Source organism: Dyadobacter sp. HNCC25DJ186 (assembly GCF_056895235.1).
The window spans coordinates 1-15,942 of sequence record NZ_JBXHAS010000003.1; the positions used below are offsets into that span (position 1 = coordinate 1).

Here is a 15,942-nt window from a genome sequence, read left to right on the forward strand (position 1 = left end):
CGCACTTTCGTATTATTCATCTCTTTCAATCCTTTCAATGCAAGCTGCTCAATTCTTAACCGCTCCTGCTCCTAAAACTTTTGTTGAATATGAATTCCAGCGTTATGCAAAGCTGAAACCGCATTCAGTAATTATTCAGAAAAAACCCATCGTTTACAGCTATGACGAAAACGGGAACCAATCAATAATGAAGTTTGATAAAGGTCAGGACAATTTGAACAGCTTGAAAAACTTGGAAAAAGGTGCAAGTGGCCAATACAACGGGTATATGTCCCCGGCGACGCGTAGAAAAGTCAGAGGAATAATTGAAAATTTTCTGACTGCAATTCAAATGAATACGTCTATGGCTTTTCCTGCTTCATTTCCTTCTCAGGAGATATACCCAACATTTTTGACACTGACATTACCATCAAAACAGTTTCATTGTGATTTGGATATTCGCCGTGATATTTTCGGACGTTTTATTGAATGGCTTACAGGAGACAAGAAAAAAGGGTATTCAGGCTACGGAGTTAAAAATTACCTGTATTGCGCTGAAACTCAGAAAAACGGAAACATACACTTTCATGTTATATTAGATCGTGCGGTGCCTGCTGTTACCACTCAAAAAGTATGGAATCATTTTTGTGAAAGCCTGGGATATGTTACCAGGTTCAGAAATATTCAAAATGCCATTTACATGGACAAAACGAAGTACGGTAAAACCTGTTTTTACGTTCGTAAGGACATGTTGAATTCCAAGGTTCAGGAAGTCCGGAAGTATTGCCAAAAAATGAAACAGAATTTCAACTATGGTGATGCGGTGAATAATGAGAGAAAAAGGCAGCTGAAAGCATACAACAACGGGGTTGCAGACAATTGGAGAAATCCACCAACAACCAAAATACACGCTATCCAAAACATTAAAAAACTGACTGCTTATGTGTCCAAGTATATGACAAAAGAGCCGCCAATTAATCAACCGAACCTGCTACCAGGTGAAACACTGGTTGAAGAAAACGGACATTTCTTTATTGATTCAGAAGTGATTGAGCAAATTGAAACAATTGAAGGATTACAGGTGGAAACGGTTTCTAAGTCAAGAAGGCCAATTATTGTAAAGTTTGAAACACGCCGGTTGCGTGGCCGTACCTGGGGATGCTCTCAAAAGCTTCATTCGGATCTTGTTAAACCAATGCAGGTTATTTTAGAAACAATTTCAATGCAGAATACAACAACATATTCAATTCATCAAAGCAAAAACCAGGTAGCACAACATACGATTAATTTATTTGGTGAACGTGTTTTTGATAAAATGGTCACGGAATATCATTCGAAAATAATTTCAGAAGAAAAAAGAGGTGCCAAAGTTACCCAGGAACCGGACGCGTATACATATGTTAAATTCCTTGAAACTCAGTATGTACCCAAAGAAGATATTGAAAAGGCCACTTCGAAAGCCGGGGAACAGTTTCAGCATTTTGGCGGCGTAATAATTCCACTTGAATTTCATCAAAAGGACGTACTGAAAATGTACAGTCCATTGATGTACAATGCCTATTCAAACTATTATTCTGAAATGTTCAGTCAGCTTTACTCAGCGTAGTTTTTAAAAAGTAACCTTCCTGGATTATAATGAAAGTTGTAAAAATCGAACAGCCCTTTGCAACCTTCGGGACCTGGTCGGTTTATAAAGATGGAAGTATCAAAGGAATGTACCGGGGAGCAAATGGGAAAGAAAGTTTAGTCACAATTTACCCTGATAGGCTTGCAGAATCAAATATGTTGCAAGAAACGATAAATTCTAAATTGACCTCTGATTTGGGCGGTTTTGTTGAAGCCTGGTTTTTGGGATTGCGGATACTTGGAATTAAACAACTAACAATTCAAATAGAATACGAATAATGGCAAAAAATCCTACTCTTAAATATAATCATAACTGGAACGGGAAATTATTAAATCCGGTACATACGACGCTTAGACTTTGGAACACTAATATTTATTTCAAAGGTGCAAAGTTTGAAGAGACCCTGAACGGGGTTTATATGGGAACTGTAATTGTTGTGGATATTAAAAGAATGAAATTGGACGCGGTTAATGATTGGATTGCGGGATTAGATACAGGTTATCTGGCTGCTCCTTGTCATGAAATGATAAAAACAATGTATAAAAACATTGTAAAAGATTGGAGTACTCAGGAATTAGCTTGGATGCTTTTGAAGAAAGTAGATCCTGCATAGATGAAAGTATCTGTAAGCGATCGTTAATCGTAATTTTTATTTATCATTGTAAAATTTAAATCCCTATTAAAATGAAAAACTTAGCGTTATTATTGATTTTATTATTTTGCTTTTCCTGCTCGAAAGATGATCCGGAAGCCGATAAAATGAATGACCTTTTAGGAACATTTGAATATCAGGACAGTGATAAAGATGGATTGTACACAATCACCTGGGTAATTACAAAACAGAATTCTGAAAGAGTTGATTTGGTAATGACGCAAAAAGCCGATTTCAAGGATAGTAGAATTGCTGACATTGTAACAATAGTTCCTGTAAAATCAATCTTAGTTGAATCATTGAATATGATGAAATTTGACAATCCATGTGAATACGACGGTGAGAAATTTTGGATTAAAGGAAGCGCATTTTTAACAGCGGGTAGGTTAAATGCGGATTTAAAAGTAACAGATTCACAAGGAAGCGTAGAATACCAAGGATATGAATTAAGAAAACATTAATCACTTAGAAAATCGGTTGTGTAATCATTCAATTATCACTCTGATATAAATATCAAATCACATAAAAAAAGCCGCTAGAATTTGATTTCTAGCGGCTTTTTGTGTGTAAAAATCAGTGTTACCATACATATTCCTCTTTTTTAAGTGGTGCCCCTACTAAATTAATAATTCTTCGAACCTGTTTTGGGGTGAATCTCATTTTGCCAGACTTCCAGTTTAAAATTTCTTCACCGGATTTTCCGATCATATTTAGAAACTGTTTCTCATTTCGGATGTTCCAGATTCCCATTAGATCGGACTTGCTGTAAAAGTGAGTGTTAAAGCCTCGTTTTGTTGAAGTGGCGGTGTTTGCAGTTGTTGTCATAGGTGTTCTGTGCTTCGCTGTGCTTTCCGGTGATACACTCTAATTTACGAATATTTGACGGCAATAAAAAGCATATTAGTATTGTATCAACAAGAAACAATCATAAATAATCAAATGTGATCATTTAAAGATTTTAACATGTAAATATGTCTTATTCCACCACTGCAAATGTCTTTACACCTGAATATTTCAGACGAGCAGCAATTGCATATAACAATTCGCCAACGGATAGAAAGCAATGGTTGAAAGGACAAATTATTAATCTGGAAGCAAGTTTGAATAACTATGCCAAAGCAATGAATAATTTAATGGCAGCGGGCGCAACATTGGATGGTCAAAATACTGCTGCTCAATGGATGCAGACGCTTGGAGGTGTGGCCGTAGTCATACCAACGGTTGTCACTCAAATAGCCGGTGCCGTTGCAATTGCGGCGGGGACTATACTTGGAGCATTGGAAAAGAAAAAAGATAGTAAGGCATTGGCCCAACTTTCAAACCAGGCAAGAGAAATTCAGTTAGATGTTGCAGCTATTCAAACGTACTACAACAGCTATAATAATGAGTTGAATAAAATAACGTATTTACCGTTGGCTCTTTTGGGCGTAGCGGCATACATAATTCAAAGTAAATAGTATGTCAGGATATACAAGTGATTTGCGCGAATACATAAATCCGGGAAGGGGAGAAACCAAACCGCGTCAATATTCCGATCCTAGTACATACAACTTTATTGAGCATATCGGAGCTATTGGGCATACTGGGACTACTTATGGAAATGGTGCAAATTTTGGATTAGTTGCGGGATATTCAATTTATGCCAAAGCGGGTAATGTCGTAGCTTTTTATGAAGATAGTTTAGGTTCAAAACAAGTTGGTCCATCGGGTGGTAAAGGTGGTCAAGATAATCCACCAACACGGAGTGAATCCGAATTTGTAGGGACATTCACAGGTAAGGCAACAAAAGAATTTATTGAGGTTACCTGGGTGAATAAGTGGTGGCAAAATGCGTCTTGGAAACCGTGGATTCCATTTGCCACAATAAAAAAAGGTGAATACAAAACTGAAAAAAAAACCAGTTGGGTAAGGTTTTCACAGGTTGAAGGTCAGAAAGAATTTGTTCCTGCTTCTGATAGGCAAGATACAATTAATGAAGAAAAAGCATTGCAAGATGCATTGAACGTTTCTTCTGGAAATGTTGCCGCTGAAAGTATCGATACAACAACACTTGGAGTAATTGCAATAGGTGCCGCTTTATTTCTGAAACGTAAAAAGAAAAAGAAATAATGGCATACGAACTGATAAAAAAGCCGATTTGGACACGTCCACCGCTTACACCCTGGAAGCCGCCGTTAACTTTAACCCCTATTTATTCGGGTGGTGAAAACGAGGGCGTATATACAGGAGGGGAACAGCCGGAAACAGGAACCGAAACGGATACAACGGTAAGTTCAACCGTAGAAACGAACAGTTCATCAACTACGTTTTTGCAAGCTGAAAAGCCGGTTGCAGGTGACTTTGTAATATTTACCGGAAAGGTAAACTATTGGTATTTTGATTCTGATCTGCAAAGTAAGTTTCAGGTTCCGGGTCACCCTTCGGGAGATTTTACAAGAGGAGCCGGTGCGTTTGCAGGTGTTTACCAGGGAAAGTTTTCAGCATTCCTTGATTCGAAAGGAGTTAAAAGGGTCAAAGCATTTTTGGTCAAAATTGTGATGCCTTATAACGGAGCTGGGCAATTGGTTGATACGGAACATTTGCTGTGGGTTGTTGGTGATTCTCAGTATGGGAAAACTGCTGAAAACCAGTTTGAACTTTCAAACAACGGTTACGGCACCACACCAAACAATCCAGTCAATCCAGGTAATGGAACCGGATACGGACAAACCGGAAATAATGGCACAAACAACACAGGGACAAATATGAAGTGGGTAATCATTATAGGGATAATATTTTTATGGCTAATAACAAAAAAATAAATCCTACGCTGATCATTGCGATTGTAGTAGTCGTGTTTCTGGTAATCATGCAGAAAAAGCGGGTATTCGATAGTATGGATTTGCGCCCGACTTTTCCAAGGAATTTCAAGTTTGAATTCCCAACGACATTAATTTTTGATTTGCCTTTCACGGCATTCAATGCAAGTCAGGGTAGTTTAACATTAGGATCTGTCGATTTAAGAGTTTTTGCGGAAAATCAATACATAGGCCGTGCATACGCACTTATGCCGCAAACAATTTTCCCGACAGGGCAAAGCGTGTTAAATACGCGAGTAATTGTAAGCATTATCGATTTGGCAGCGGCGGTTCCTGGGTTCTTGGGAGGTGTGAAAGATCAGGCGGTTGATTGGAACATGAAAGGAACCGTCAATGTCGAAGGCTTTTACGTTCCGCTCGATATTCCATTACGTTTTAACCTACCGAAATTTAAATAGTTATGCCATACGGAGGATACGAAGAATTGACATTTACAACCGATTCGGAGGGAAACGTTCAATACGGTCAAACCGGAACGACACCCACTACACCCACCCCAACAACGCCAACAACAGGCGGCGGTGGTACAAAATGGTGGGAAGCAGTAATCGGAATTGTACCCGGTTTAACAACTGCAATTGGTGGACTTTTCGGGCAAAATAACCAACAGGTAACGCCGGTGTACTTACCAGCGGCCAATACAAGCAACAACAATAATACGCTGTTGATTGGAGGCATTGCTGTAATCGCAATCTTGTTTTTCACAATGCAAAAAAGAAGATAATTTATAAATCAAACGAGTAACCAAAACAAACCAAAAATATGGCAGATGTTCGCGTAATAGCCAATGTCGGTATATTTAAAGGCCTGAACGGATCAGGTGTTATTTATGTCGGCAAAACAACAGGAGGTACTTATTTTGCACTTTTGAAATCTCTGGAAGGAGGTATTGAATTGTGGAGATACTACCGTAAATCTCGTATTGAAACGGGTATGTCTTCCGGAGAAATCCAAATGGCAACTGATTTCAATATGACCCTTTTAACCGATGTAGAAGCCCCTGACTTTGCGCCGGATGGTGGAAACTTCCCAGAAGTTGAAGCAGTAACAAACGGTGATGATCTTGTACGCTTGTACAATCTGAATGCTCCTTACTCTTTGAAAGGTGAAGGCGTAACAACAGCGGAAGTTGATTCTATCAAAGTTGGATCAACAACAGGTGCAAAAACTGTAAAAACTCAGGTTACCAATGCTGACGGTTCAATAACCATCACATACAGCGATGGAACAACCGAAACAAAACCGGCTGGAACTTCAACGGCTGCTTTGGGTGGACTGATCCCGACTGACTTCTCGTTAGCATTTTCCAATCCGCTGAAATTCATTCAGGACAATATCATGTTTATGGTGCTTGTTCTGGCTGTGATTTATTTCTTCCGTAGAAAGAAGAAAAAACCGCTCTGGTTATTCTAGGCTAAGACCTATAAGGTCCGGATAAAACCGGACCTATAATAAATCATTCTATCAATTCTAATCAGGTTAAAATCATGGCCGTAAAAAAGAAAAAATACCCTAAAACACCAAAAGCAACTGCACCACTTACAAGTTGGGAAAGACACCGCGATAAGGTGAAGGAAGTTGACCGTTTCAATGCTCAGATTGAAGCTGACAAGAAAAAGAAATCTACTTTGATTTCTCAGGTTTCGAAAATGAAATCTAAGCGATAGTAGGTCTGATAAAATATTAAAAAGCGGCTTATCATTAAGCCGCTTTTTAACCTAACTCATTTCAGAAATGGATACCCGTGAAAAAGCACTACAATTTGTAAAAAACAAAGGCTTTCCGTTTTGGAAACTTTACCGCGGAAGCGTGCGGGTTTCACAGTGTGAGATTGGTGAAAATGAAACCATGTCTCAGGATGAAGCCGTTTATCTATTTCAGCAGGAAATGGAACAGGAACGCCCGGAAGGTCTGTATTATGTGAATGTTTTCAAAAATTCCAAAGGCGACAAAGGCGGGTTTAGATATGAATTCCGGGTTGAAAATCAGCAACAATCACCATCACAAACAACAACCTTTAACCGTGGCGGTATGGATCACCAAATGTTTGTACAGTTCATTCAAGACCAACTATTACAGAAACAGGCGAATGAACGAATTGAAAAGAAATTAGACGCATTGTTAGAATCCGTATTGCTTTTAAGTGATGGAGATAAAGACAATGACGACGATATTAAAAAACTGATCATGCCATTATTGGCTACCTGGATCGGAAAAGCAAAAACAGCATCAGTTGCGGCTCCCGCGGCGGCGGCTATTAAAACAGGAGCATTCGTTTAACAATCCATTTTTCAAAACTCATTATCATGCCAGACGCAAAAGAGATTCTTAAAGATTTTGCCGTATCCATTGAAAAAGTGATCGGTAGCGATGCAACAACTAATTTGTTGCAGGCAGTAACAAACTTTGCCAACGAATGCCCGGATACCATTAAAGAGCTGGAACAGCTTGTAATTGAAAATCCAGACGTGTTCAATAAGCTTCTTACAAAAGAGGGAGTTTTGGAGGCAAAGGAAACAATTGAAATGATCAAACTATACGCGCCTGCATTTTCTGCATTCGCAAAATAAAAAATAGCTTATGAATTACTTAGCCTTGGTTTTAGAAGCCTTACCTATTGTTGCCAGTATTTTTCTTTCAACAGGTAAAGTAATCAAAGGAAACAAAAAATACCTGGTTGCGATTGCGGCATATTTCGTACTGAAATGGATTGCTGACAAAGCGGCTTTGGAACGGGCTAAGGATAATTTACAAGTACCGATCAATCCAAGTACAGGGAACCCGGTTACACCACAGTACACAAGCCCGGAACTTTTGGCGAAGGAATATCGCCTCGCTTTTGATCCGTGGAATACTGGGTTCACTGGCTGGAATGGAACAGATACGGAAGCACTTTATACGCTTGCGGGTAAAACTTTCAATTGGTCTGCTGTTCGTCAGTCTTATAAGACTTTGTACAAAACAGATTTGATTGAAGACCTGGAAAGCGAGTTGGGCGCGTCTGAACTGAAAAACTTTTACAGCATTTTGAACCGTACCTAATGGCGAATTTCACAGTACAGGAAAGTACCCTAAAAATTATCAGGCCGTTTGAATCCCTGGTATTAAAAGCATACTGGGACGTTTCCCGGTGGTCAATCGGGTACGGATCAGGTACGCTCAGAAATGGCGCGAAGGTAAAACAGACAGATGTTGTCACAGCCGCGGAAGCTGAATATTTGCTGAAACGTGATGCAAGCGAAGCCGGTGGATATGTAAACAAATATGTCACTTCCAATATAAACCGTAATCAATGGGATGCGTTGGTTGATCTGGTTTACAATATTGGAATTGGGACCTATACCAAATCAAACCTGTATCAGCTGGTCAATGCCAATCCTAATAATTTACCATTGATCAAAACGGCTTTTGAGGCTCCGAACTTTACCAGCTATAACAGATTAGGCAGGCGGCGTGCGGAATATGCCATTTACTCTTCTCGGATAATTTCAACGGAAGAAAATGCAAGCGGGAACAGCATGTTGATAATTGTCGTGATCCTGGTAGCCATATTTTATTTATACAATAAGAAAAAACGGAAATGACAAAAAAGCAAAAAGAAACACAGCAAAACTGGATCATTGCCGGAATTGCAATTTTGGCACTTTTCTTTCTTTCGAAAAGTAAAGTAAATACGCGTCAAGCCTCCGTAAGATATTCCACTACCGGGACCTTAACCCCCGACATTCTTGCTGAAATGTACAATTCATTAATGCAGGACACCACCCGGACATTCATCACAGATGAAGCGTTGGGGATCGTGGATATGCCGTGGCAAAATGATCTTGCGCATTCAACCAAAAATTACTTTGCCGTTCAACAGGCATATTTCAAATACTACGGTAAAAACCTGACTACTGAATTGATAGCCTGGATGACACCGCCTGAACTGAGTAGCTATGTTGCTGAACTGCTGACCGTAAATCAAGTGATGTTACCGTAAACTCAACGCCGTGAACCTTGACGATTTTATAAAGTATGCCGTAACACTGGGTTCCGGTGCAGGAATTCAACAAGTAATTACGCATTACCTAAACCTGAAAAAAAACAAGATAGAACACGAAAAAGGAAGGGTTGAGATTGATACCAGGGTTTCAGACAATTGGATTAAATTCTGTATTAAGTTGGAAGAAAAAGTAAACGTTCAGGAAAAAGAAATACAAAAGTTGAAGCTGGAAAACATGGAACTTAAAGAACAGTGTATTTCACTTCAACAACAAATAACATTTGGACCAATATGAAACAGACCAGACGAATTTTAATTACAGCCGGACACCAGGGAGCCGGGACCGGTGCCCAAAACAAAGGGTATGATGAAGGAGCGGAAGCGATCATTTTACGTAACCTGGTAACGGAAGAATTGAAAAGTTTGGGTTTCAAGGTGATCAATGACGCTGACAAAGATTCATTGACAAAGGTGCTTGCCTATATCAATAAGCAGTTCAATGCAAAAGATTTGCTCGTTGACATTCATTTCAATGCGTCCATTTCAAACCAGGCTACCGGGACAGAAGTATTTGTGGCGAATAGTGCGGTTGATTTTGAAAAAGAACTAGCTGCAAAAATTGGCTGGGCAACTTCCGATTTGCTACAAGTTAGTAATCGTGGTGTGAAACCTTCCAGTCTTACCCAGCATAAAACAATTGGTGTTTTGGATAAAACAAAACTCAATGCCTGCCTTTGGGAGGTCTGTTTTCTAAGCAACAAAAATGACTTTAAAAAATACCAGGATCACAAATCGCAGCTGGCAAAAGAAGTAGCTGCAATAATTGCCGGGTATGCCGAAGCATAGATAAAATTATCTGTGCTGGCCGACATAGACAAATCGATCTATAAAGGATCCAGAAACACAAAATCAACTCATTAAAAAACTCATAAGATGAACCCAAAAATAATTCAAACCGCCGTTGCCGTTCTTTCTTCATTACGTCCTGTTCTGTTTGCCGTGATCGGTGGATTAATGGTTGCAGGTGTGAACAGATGCAGCACGCCGGAACCTGTTACCATTAATTTAACAAACCAGGCTTATGAACAGAAATTATCTGAAATTCAGAAAGGTCAGGATACTCTTAAAACTTATCTGCCTTCTATTGATCAGTCATTGCAGTATCTCTCAAAACGCTACCCAGCCAAAAAGTAGGCTTGATATAGGCGTTACACCTTACATCACACGCGATTTAATGGAATGTGATTTGATTAAGCAAGAACGAGACATTCAAAAAGCGTACATCTCCTCTTTAAATAATCAGATCAAAGTTTATCCGGATAGCTTAAAACAGGAGCGGAAGCAGACAGAAAAATACAAAGGCCGATCAAAACGCCGGGGAAATGGCGTGGCAATTCTGGCAATTGCAGACGTATTATTAATTGCCTTTATCAAAATAATCTTATGAAAGTACTGCAATATTTAGTCAACCATCCCGAAGCCTTTTACATGGTTTGGATTGTAGTCGCAATCGATACAATTACGGGAATTGTCAATGCAATTCTTTCAAAACGTTTTCAGTGGGTTTTGCTGGATACCTGGATTCGTAAAACGGTGAAGTATTCCGGAATGCTGCTGTTTGCAAATTTAATGGAATATTATACGCTGCTGGCCGGTGTGAACTTGAATAATATGGGTGTGATTGCAATAGCCGGGACAATCATTATTAAAGAGGCCGGAAGCATTCAGGCAAACTTTAAAAACCTTTGGCCGGACGAACAAAAAGAGCAATTATGAAAACATCAACCGTTATTTTAATTCTGGTCATTATGTTCCTGCTTTTTAGAAAACGCACGGTAGTCATGCCTCAAACGCAGTACGTTACCCGTGCTGAATTTGATGAACTAAAAAAGCAGGTAGGATTTGTGCAAACAGATTTCAGAGAAATGATTACAGAAACCGGATTAGCTTAAACCAATCAAAACTATTATGAAAAAGTTATTCACAGCATTACTGCTGATTGTTATTTCTTTGCCCGGATTTTCTCAGGTAGATACGTCAACAGTCGAGAAAAAAGCAAGGTTTCGTATTTCTCAGATTCGGGGAGTAAACATTTCCAAACTGCCAAATTACGCGCTTTCCAACGGTATGAAAGCATTGGCTGATATGGCAGCAATGCGAACGCCTTTTGTTTCTATTGCAGAATTAAGAGCCGGAAAAGCGGATACAGCTAGTATTGTTCAGATCACAGACAAAGATAAAAGCGGGGTTTTCAAATATGACGCTCTAAACACTACGTCCCTGGATGATAGTGTTTCTGTCATTAGGGTTGGGAGCAAAAGGTATATCCGTCAACCGGAAGGATTTCTTAATTCTAAATGGATAACTGCCAACACTGAAAACAGTTTTTTTAAGTTAATTGCGTCGGCTGGTTCCGATCCGCAAACAATCATTTTAAATAAAACAATTCCCGTTACTTCAAACCGTACTATTCCTGCAAATATCAAAATTGATTTCCAGGGCGGTGCAGTTTTCAATATCAGTGCAGGCGCGACTTTAACAATTCAATCAGGGATCAATGAAAGATTTCAGCAATTGTTTTCAGGTGATGGAAATGTGATTTTAAACGGTATTACTGAAATTTCACCGGCTGCATTCGGTGCAGTAATGAACGGGACCGTAGATGACAGAACAGCATTTGTTAAAACGTTGAAATGTGCGTCCACTTCTAAAATTTTAGTCGTAATAGAAAAACCTTTATTTATCAACATTCAGGATGATATTAATAAACCTGTGTTGATTGATGACAATACGCATATTTTGGGACGTGGATTAGGAAGTATTACCGTAAACAATAGGTACATACCTGCATTTGTTTTACCTCTTACAAAAAACTGCTCATTTGATATTACCATTTATTTTAATGGACAATACGACGCGGCGCAGTATGGATATGTTGAAGGATCAACAACTGAAACGAAAGGAAGCCGGTTTACAAATACGGTATACAAGACTTTTTTAACTGAAAAAAGAGGCGTTGTATTTACGGGTGCCTATAATCCGCGGGCACTTACTTACGCGTCTTCCTGGGCAATGTTCATGCTGAAAGGAGCTGAAAACATTGAATTCAAAAATACAAAACTGATTTCCACAGGAACAACGCCTGATAAATTTATCGTATGGGCTTTTAAGCTCATACGAGAAAGACCGGCTAATTCAACCGTAAATTCAACAACCGCTGATACCTACACGCATTGTAGTAATATCAGCTTTAAAAATGTTGAGTTTGACGGCGTAATTATGGGAATTCAGGGAGGCGGTAAGGATATTTTAATTTCTGATCTGGTCAGCAAAAGATATGCTGACGCGCAAAACGCTGACGGAACTTTTGTGGGAGGTTATAATTACGACGGAGCCAATAATTACTGGATGAGCCCGCCTCATTTAATTTACATGAATGATGAAAATGAAAGGCTTACAATACAAAATGTTTTTGATCATGGTATTCAGGTAGGATTAACAACAGCCAGGCCGACAGATAGCGGTTTTTCTAATAGCTTGAAAATTAAAGGTGATCGTGTAAATGTTGATGGTTATACCTCATATAGAAAAGATGGGTTTGCCGATATTATAAACGGATCAAAAAACATATCTATCAAAAACGTGTATGCAGTTTATGATTCTGGAATTTTCCCCGCTGGTATTGATTACATGGCGATGAGATTTCCGAGTGATGATGAATCGACAACCCCGCCTTTCAATAAATTGGAAGTTTCCAATGTGACTATTATAGATTTGAATCCCTTACCGCGCGTTTTTCCAATTGGTCAAATTTCCCGCGGTAGTCTTGTTTCGTTTAAAAACGTCAAAGTGTTCCTGGATGATTTCGTCGGGACAAGTTGTTCATTTGCGGCCAATGGCGACAACAACGACATACAATATGATGTGACGTTATTGAATCATACCCAAACAAATGATGCAGTTTTTCATTTGAATGTTAACAGTGTTAGCGGTACTGTTCCAATTGGAAGACAAAACTCGAAAAACAATAAATACGACATTACGATTCGAGGTTGGCGACTAATTTCAAATGATTCATTTTTCAGCACTAAAAAAGGGCGTATCACACTAAGTACCGCGGATAATGTCAATAATAATCAGGTAAGGGTACGCGACATTAGTAATGCCCTTGAAACATACCAGGAAGGAATACTGAAAAAAGAAACTTGGACCCGTAGCCAAATTATACCCGCTCCCACTTCGGTAGCTTCGGTACTCGCTACTATAAATGTACCGCTTGGATGGACGGTTCAAAGTGCGTCATTAGTCGTAATTACACCATTTGGAACAACAGGCGGAATAACGGGTATTGCCTTAGGTAGCACTAGTGGTGCAACTGATTACCTTCCTAGTTCTGCTTTAACAGCGGGAACAACCACAAATAATTTATCTATAACAGACCTGCCAACCAGCGCCAACCGCGCCATTCGATTAAATGCCATTGGAGGAAACTTTGACGGAACAGGGAGCGCGAAAATAATTTTCGCCATAGTTAGAACTATTCAAGGAGAATAATAAATATGAAAAACAGCGTAGAAAAATTTCTGAAAAATAAGAAAAACCGAAAAGTTCTGTTTTTCCTAATGGGTGTAATTGTGCTTTATTTCTATTCGAAAAGAAAAGGTAGCACCGGAAGCGGCACAAGTGATTACAGTAGCTTGCGCGTGCAGGATTTGTACGGAGATAAAGCCGGCCCAGGAACGGGTACTGAAACCGGAACAGGAACGGGCGGCGGTGATGGATATGGAAACAGCGGCGGCATTGGCGGCGCAATTGATCCACCAATTATAACTGATCCGGGCGCGGTTAATTACAAGCTCATTACGAAAGGTATGGACGAGCACATGAAAATTACCCGAAGTTCCCAGGGAGATATTGATTATGTAACAGATACGGTTGATACTAATTTGCAGCCAAATTATGAGTACCGTTATATTGTTGGTGCACAGGTTATCACAAGACCTACGCCACTGGTTAATTATCCGTTTGCGCGGAACAACGGTTTTAGAATAATCAAATTCATGTCAAAGGTTGGTTTGGATTCGATTAACCATTGGCCGGGACAAGGTGAGGACGGAAGCCAGGGCGGGTATTACGATAATAACGCAGGTCAAAGTTTCCAGTATAACGCGTCGGCGGCTGTTCAGTCGGGCGTATTTACCGGAAGTCCATCAGGTTTTAAAAACTATGTTCCTGCCAATTATATGCCAGAATCAGCGATGCCACAATGGGCTGATATTGTTCCGGACTTACAATTACCAAAAGGACATGTATTTATTTTAAAAAGAGGTGATTGGGGAATTGACCAGGTGATGCGTAAAGGTATTACGCACATATCTCACTTTGAATTACCACGTCCGGGCGGCGATGAATCCCAGGCCGTAGCATTAAAAAAGTTAGGTATTACCTACAATGACGTTCCAACTTCGTTCAGTATTTTCGGTAATCCATTACCGAACAATCCATCAGATGCACAAGTAGATGCAATGGTTTCGCAGCACAATCTCACAGATGCCGTTTGGATCAATGAAACGATGGAACAGGCGCACGCGGTGCCTCCTGAATCGGGGTGGTTAAAACGGTTCTATATGGGTATTGCAGCAATTCACAAACGTCTGTTTACAGACAAGGGAATACCATCATATATCTGCCATAACTATTTTCAGTTTTGGCCTACCCATTACCACATTGATCAGGTATCAGCTGACATTGCTAAAAACAATTTCAGAATTCCTGTTAACCAACTTCAAAATACAAATTTCAGTCCGGGCGGTTCTCTGTCAACTACGAACCTGATTGTTGAAGCGGTTTATCTGAGTGCTCCTGATATTCAGCAAAAGCAAATTTATGATCTTGCTTATAAACTGTTATTGTTCAAACGCATGGGTTATACGGGCGGGGTTTTCCTTGCCGGGGAACATGAGTGGAGACCCAACAATTTCTTTGAATCTGTATGGCCGGAAGGAAAACTTTACGGTGATGGAAAAATACCGCTTGATCCAAACGTTCTTGTAACCAGTGTAGTTTGGAGCCAGATATATGGTAAGGTGTTTGTTCAGTGGGGCGGCGGTGGAAAAGTGTCGGCGAAAATACTTGATAAATTTACTTTCGGTACTACGTTTTGGAAACGCAACGGGACCAACGATTATAAAACAAGTTTGGATAACCCGAATTATAACGGCGGTGCAAACGGCGACATATTCCCAAAAATGACGCACCCTGATTTTCCACACCAAAAAGCAGGCGGCATTGGTTATTATGGCTATAACGGTAATACGGATTTGTGCCGGTTCGCGGAACAGCTCTACGCTGAAACCTGGGGACAAATTGACGAAGACGGACAACGTCGTTTCCTTGCATTCAGGATTGACGGTGGTGCATGGGTTGAACCTGCAAACTTTGAAGCAGATGACATTATCAACGCTCACTCTGGGAAAAGAGGCTTTGTTGAATCCATCAACAAAAACGGAAAGATTGCATGGTTTTATGTGAATGGATACGCAGACAATAACTGGCATACTTTGGAAACGCGTTTCCCAAATGACAGAATTGTTTCAAACAGAATTGCAGGAAATGGAATTCACATGAAATTAGAGAATTTATAATTGATGTTTGGGTTTTGAAGTTAGTGAGTTAGGCGTATTGAGCGGTTCCATTGGGGCCGCTCAATTTTGTTTCATTAAAATGGTTCAAAAAAATAAAACGATTAGTCATCACGTTAAATAAATTTATTATTAGCATCATGTTTTATTTTTCTAATGTTTAGTACATTTAAAACTTAAATATTTAATAAAAATACAAA

24 protein-coding genes are annotated in these 15,942 nt (G+C 39.6%); all 24 read left to right on the top strand.

Annotated elements, in window-relative coordinates:
- A partial coding sequence (locus tag AC1XUO_RS09670; RefSeq protein WP_483329578.1) for a rolling circle replication-associated protein occupies window positions 1-1,585 on the top strand: 1,585 nt, incomplete at its 5' end.
- Window positions 1,586-1,614: 29 nt separating this feature from the next.
- On the top strand, window positions 1,615-1,884 hold the full coding sequence (locus tag AC1XUO_RS09675; protein ID WP_483329579.1) for a hypothetical protein: 270 nt from the start codon (window positions 1,615-1,617) through the stop codon (window positions 1,882-1,884).
- Complete coding sequence (locus AC1XUO_RS09680) at window positions 1,884-2,219, top strand: hypothetical protein (RefSeq protein ID WP_483329580.1); 336 nt, start codon at window positions 1,884-1,886, stop codon at window positions 2,217-2,219. Before AC1XUO_RS09675 ends, AC1XUO_RS09680 begins: the two co-directional genes overlap by 1 nt.
- A gap of 71 nt (window positions 2,220-2,290) precedes the next feature.
- Window positions 2,291-2,719: a hypothetical protein gene (locus AC1XUO_RS09685; RefSeq protein WP_483329581.1), complete on the top strand. Its 429-nt coding sequence runs from the start codon at window positions 2,291-2,293 to the stop codon at window positions 2,717-2,719.
- A 510-nt stretch (window positions 2,720-3,229) separates the two neighbouring features.
- Entirely contained in the window at window positions 3,230-3,715 is a 486-nt protein-coding gene (locus AC1XUO_RS09690) for a hypothetical protein (RefSeq protein ID WP_483329582.1), read from the top strand.
- 1 nt (window position 3,716) lies between these two features.
- The gene (locus AC1XUO_RS09695; RefSeq protein WP_483329583.1) at window positions 3,717-4,367 is read left to right on the top strand and encodes a hypothetical protein; all 651 of its coding nucleotides are present in this window, start codon (window positions 3,717-3,719) and stop codon (window positions 4,365-4,367) included.
- Window positions 4,367-5,059, top strand: a complete 693-nt coding sequence (locus tag AC1XUO_RS09700; protein ID WP_483329584.1) for a hypothetical protein — start codon at window positions 4,367-4,369, stop codon at window positions 5,057-5,059. The genes AC1XUO_RS09695 and AC1XUO_RS09700 overlap by 1 nt, the downstream gene beginning before the upstream one ends.
- Window positions 5,038-5,514 carry a hypothetical protein gene (locus AC1XUO_RS09705; RefSeq protein WP_483329585.1) on the top strand — a complete coding sequence of 159 codons (477 nt, stop codon included), beginning with the start codon at window positions 5,038-5,040 and terminating at the stop codon, window positions 5,512-5,514. The genes AC1XUO_RS09700 and AC1XUO_RS09705 overlap by 22 nt, the downstream gene beginning before the upstream one ends.
- Window positions 5,515-5,516: 2 nt before the next feature.
- Window positions 5,517-5,840: an LPXTG cell wall anchor domain-containing protein gene (locus AC1XUO_RS09710; RefSeq protein WP_483329586.1), complete on the top strand. Its 324-nt coding sequence runs from the start codon at window positions 5,517-5,519 to the stop codon at window positions 5,838-5,840.
- A gap of 38 nt (window positions 5,841-5,878) precedes the next feature.
- Window positions 5,879-6,529: a hypothetical protein gene (locus AC1XUO_RS09715; protein WP_483329587.1), complete on the top strand. Its 651-nt coding sequence runs from the start codon at window positions 5,879-5,881 to the stop codon at window positions 6,527-6,529.
- A 74-nt stretch (window positions 6,530-6,603) separates the two neighbouring features.
- Entirely contained in the window at window positions 6,604-6,783 is a 180-nt protein-coding gene (locus tag AC1XUO_RS09720; RefSeq protein ID WP_483329588.1) for a hypothetical protein, read from the top strand.
- Between the two features lie 67 nt (window positions 6,784-6,850).
- Window positions 6,851-7,396: a hypothetical protein gene (locus AC1XUO_RS09725; protein WP_483329589.1), complete on the top strand. Its 546-nt coding sequence runs from the start codon at window positions 6,851-6,853 to the stop codon at window positions 7,394-7,396.
- A 26-nt stretch (window positions 7,397-7,422) separates the two neighbouring features.
- Window positions 7,423-7,686, top strand: a complete 264-nt coding sequence (locus AC1XUO_RS09730) for a hypothetical protein (RefSeq protein ID WP_483329590.1) — start codon at window positions 7,423-7,425, stop codon at window positions 7,684-7,686.
- 10 nt (window positions 7,687-7,696) lie between these two features.
- Entirely contained in the window at window positions 7,697-8,158 is a 462-nt protein-coding gene (locus AC1XUO_RS09735) for a hypothetical protein (RefSeq protein ID WP_483329591.1), read from the top strand.
- Window positions 8,158-8,700, top strand: coding sequence for a lysozyme (locus tag AC1XUO_RS09740; protein WP_483329592.1), 543 nt, complete (start codon window positions 8,158-8,160; stop codon window positions 8,698-8,700). Before AC1XUO_RS09735 ends, AC1XUO_RS09740 begins: the two co-directional genes overlap by 1 nt.
- Window positions 8,697-9,098 (top strand): hypothetical protein, encoded by a 402-nt coding sequence (locus AC1XUO_RS09745; RefSeq protein ID WP_483329593.1) that lies wholly within the window; start codon window positions 8,697-8,699, stop codon window positions 9,096-9,098. The genes AC1XUO_RS09740 and AC1XUO_RS09745 overlap by 4 nt, the downstream gene beginning before the upstream one ends.
- A 10-nt stretch (window positions 9,099-9,108) precedes the next feature.
- Window positions 9,109-9,396, top strand: a complete 288-nt coding sequence (locus AC1XUO_RS09750) for a hypothetical protein (RefSeq protein WP_483329594.1) — start codon at window positions 9,109-9,111, stop codon at window positions 9,394-9,396.
- Window positions 9,393-9,947: an N-acetylmuramoyl-L-alanine amidase gene (locus tag AC1XUO_RS09755; protein WP_483329595.1), complete on the top strand. Its 555-nt coding sequence runs from the start codon at window positions 9,393-9,395 to the stop codon at window positions 9,945-9,947. The genes AC1XUO_RS09750 and AC1XUO_RS09755 overlap by 4 nt, the downstream gene beginning before the upstream one ends.
- Window positions 9,948-10,034: 87 nt before the next feature.
- Window positions 10,035-10,295: a hypothetical protein gene (locus AC1XUO_RS09760; protein ID WP_483329596.1), complete on the top strand. Its 261-nt coding sequence runs from the start codon at window positions 10,035-10,037 to the stop codon at window positions 10,293-10,295.
- A 52-nt stretch (window positions 10,296-10,347) separates the two neighbouring features.
- Window positions 10,348-10,548 carry a hypothetical protein gene (locus AC1XUO_RS09765; RefSeq protein WP_483329597.1) on the top strand — a complete coding sequence of 67 codons (201 nt, stop codon included), beginning with the start codon at window positions 10,348-10,350 and terminating at the stop codon, window positions 10,546-10,548.
- A complete protein-coding gene (locus tag AC1XUO_RS09770) occupies window positions 10,545-10,877 on the top strand; it encodes a phage holin family protein (protein WP_483329598.1) in 333 nt (110 codons plus the stop codon). The genes AC1XUO_RS09765 and AC1XUO_RS09770 overlap by 4 nt, the downstream gene beginning before the upstream one ends.
- Window positions 10,874-11,053, top strand: coding sequence for a hypothetical protein (locus AC1XUO_RS09775; RefSeq protein ID WP_483329599.1), 180 nt, complete (start codon window positions 10,874-10,876; stop codon window positions 11,051-11,053). Before AC1XUO_RS09770 ends, AC1XUO_RS09775 begins: the two co-directional genes overlap by 4 nt.
- Before the next feature lie 16 nt (window positions 11,054-11,069).
- A complete protein-coding gene (locus tag AC1XUO_RS09780) occupies window positions 11,070-13,655 on the top strand; it encodes a hypothetical protein (RefSeq protein ID WP_483329600.1) in 2,586 nt (861 codons plus the stop codon).
- A 5-nt stretch (window positions 13,656-13,660) separates the two neighbouring features.
- The gene (locus AC1XUO_RS09785) at window positions 13,661-15,745 is read left to right on the top strand and encodes a hypothetical protein (protein WP_483329601.1); all 2,085 of its coding nucleotides are present in this window, start codon (window positions 13,661-13,663) and stop codon (window positions 15,743-15,745) included.
- Window positions 15,746-15,942 lie beyond the last annotated feature (197 nt).

What these genes read in the sequence shown, in the direction of transcription:
- AC1XUO_RS09675 (WP_483329579.1), top strand. Translation starts at nt 1,615, where the DNA reads ATGAAAGTTGTAAAAATCGAACAGCCCTTTGCAACCTTCGGGACCTGG.
- AC1XUO_RS09680 (WP_483329580.1), top strand. Translation starts at nt 1,884, where the DNA reads ATGGCAAAAAATCCTACTCTTAAATATAATCATAACTGGAACGGGAAA.
- AC1XUO_RS09685 (WP_483329581.1), top strand. Translation starts at nt 2,291, where the DNA reads ATGAAAAACTTAGCGTTATTATTGATTTTATTATTTTGCTTTTCCTGC.
- AC1XUO_RS09690 (WP_483329582.1), top strand. Translation starts at nt 3,230, where the DNA reads ATGTCTTATTCCACCACTGCAAATGTCTTTACACCTGAATATTTCAGA.
- AC1XUO_RS09695 (WP_483329583.1), top strand. Translation starts at nt 3,717, where the DNA reads ATGTCAGGATATACAAGTGATTTGCGCGAATACATAAATCCGGGAAGG.
- AC1XUO_RS09700 (WP_483329584.1), top strand. Translation starts at nt 4,367, where the DNA reads ATGGCATACGAACTGATAAAAAAGCCGATTTGGACACGTCCACCGCTT.
- AC1XUO_RS09705 (WP_483329585.1), top strand. Translation starts at nt 5,038, where the DNA reads ATGGCTAATAACAAAAAAATAAATCCTACGCTGATCATTGCGATTGTA.
- AC1XUO_RS09710 (WP_483329586.1), top strand. Translation starts at nt 5,517, where the DNA reads ATGCCATACGGAGGATACGAAGAATTGACATTTACAACCGATTCGGAG.
- AC1XUO_RS09715 (WP_483329587.1), top strand. Translation starts at nt 5,879, where the DNA reads ATGGCAGATGTTCGCGTAATAGCCAATGTCGGTATATTTAAAGGCCTG.
- AC1XUO_RS09720 (WP_483329588.1), top strand. Translation starts at nt 6,604, where the DNA reads ATGGCCGTAAAAAAGAAAAAATACCCTAAAACACCAAAAGCAACTGCA.
- AC1XUO_RS09725 (WP_483329589.1), top strand. Translation starts at nt 6,851, where the DNA reads ATGGATACCCGTGAAAAAGCACTACAATTTGTAAAAAACAAAGGCTTT.
- AC1XUO_RS09730 (WP_483329590.1), top strand. Translation starts at nt 7,423, where the DNA reads ATGCCAGACGCAAAAGAGATTCTTAAAGATTTTGCCGTATCCATTGAA.
- AC1XUO_RS09735 (WP_483329591.1), top strand. Translation starts at nt 7,697, where the DNA reads ATGAATTACTTAGCCTTGGTTTTAGAAGCCTTACCTATTGTTGCCAGT.
- AC1XUO_RS09740 (WP_483329592.1), top strand. Translation starts at nt 8,158, where the DNA reads ATGGCGAATTTCACAGTACAGGAAAGTACCCTAAAAATTATCAGGCCG.
- AC1XUO_RS09745 (WP_483329593.1), top strand. Translation starts at nt 8,697, where the DNA reads ATGACAAAAAAGCAAAAAGAAACACAGCAAAACTGGATCATTGCCGGA.
- AC1XUO_RS09755 (WP_483329595.1), top strand. Translation starts at nt 9,393, where the DNA reads ATGAAACAGACCAGACGAATTTTAATTACAGCCGGACACCAGGGAGCC.
- AC1XUO_RS09760 (WP_483329596.1), top strand. Translation starts at nt 10,035, where the DNA reads ATGAACCCAAAAATAATTCAAACCGCCGTTGCCGTTCTTTCTTCATTA.
- AC1XUO_RS09770 (WP_483329598.1), top strand. Translation starts at nt 10,545, where the DNA reads ATGAAAGTACTGCAATATTTAGTCAACCATCCCGAAGCCTTTTACATG.
- AC1XUO_RS09775 (WP_483329599.1), top strand. Translation starts at nt 10,874, where the DNA reads ATGAAAACATCAACCGTTATTTTAATTCTGGTCATTATGTTCCTGCTT.
- AC1XUO_RS09780 (WP_483329600.1), top strand. Translation starts at nt 11,070, where the DNA reads ATGAAAAAGTTATTCACAGCATTACTGCTGATTGTTATTTCTTTGCCC.
- AC1XUO_RS09785 (WP_483329601.1), top strand. Translation starts at nt 13,661, where the DNA reads ATGAAAAACAGCGTAGAAAAATTTCTGAAAAATAAGAAAAACCGAAAA.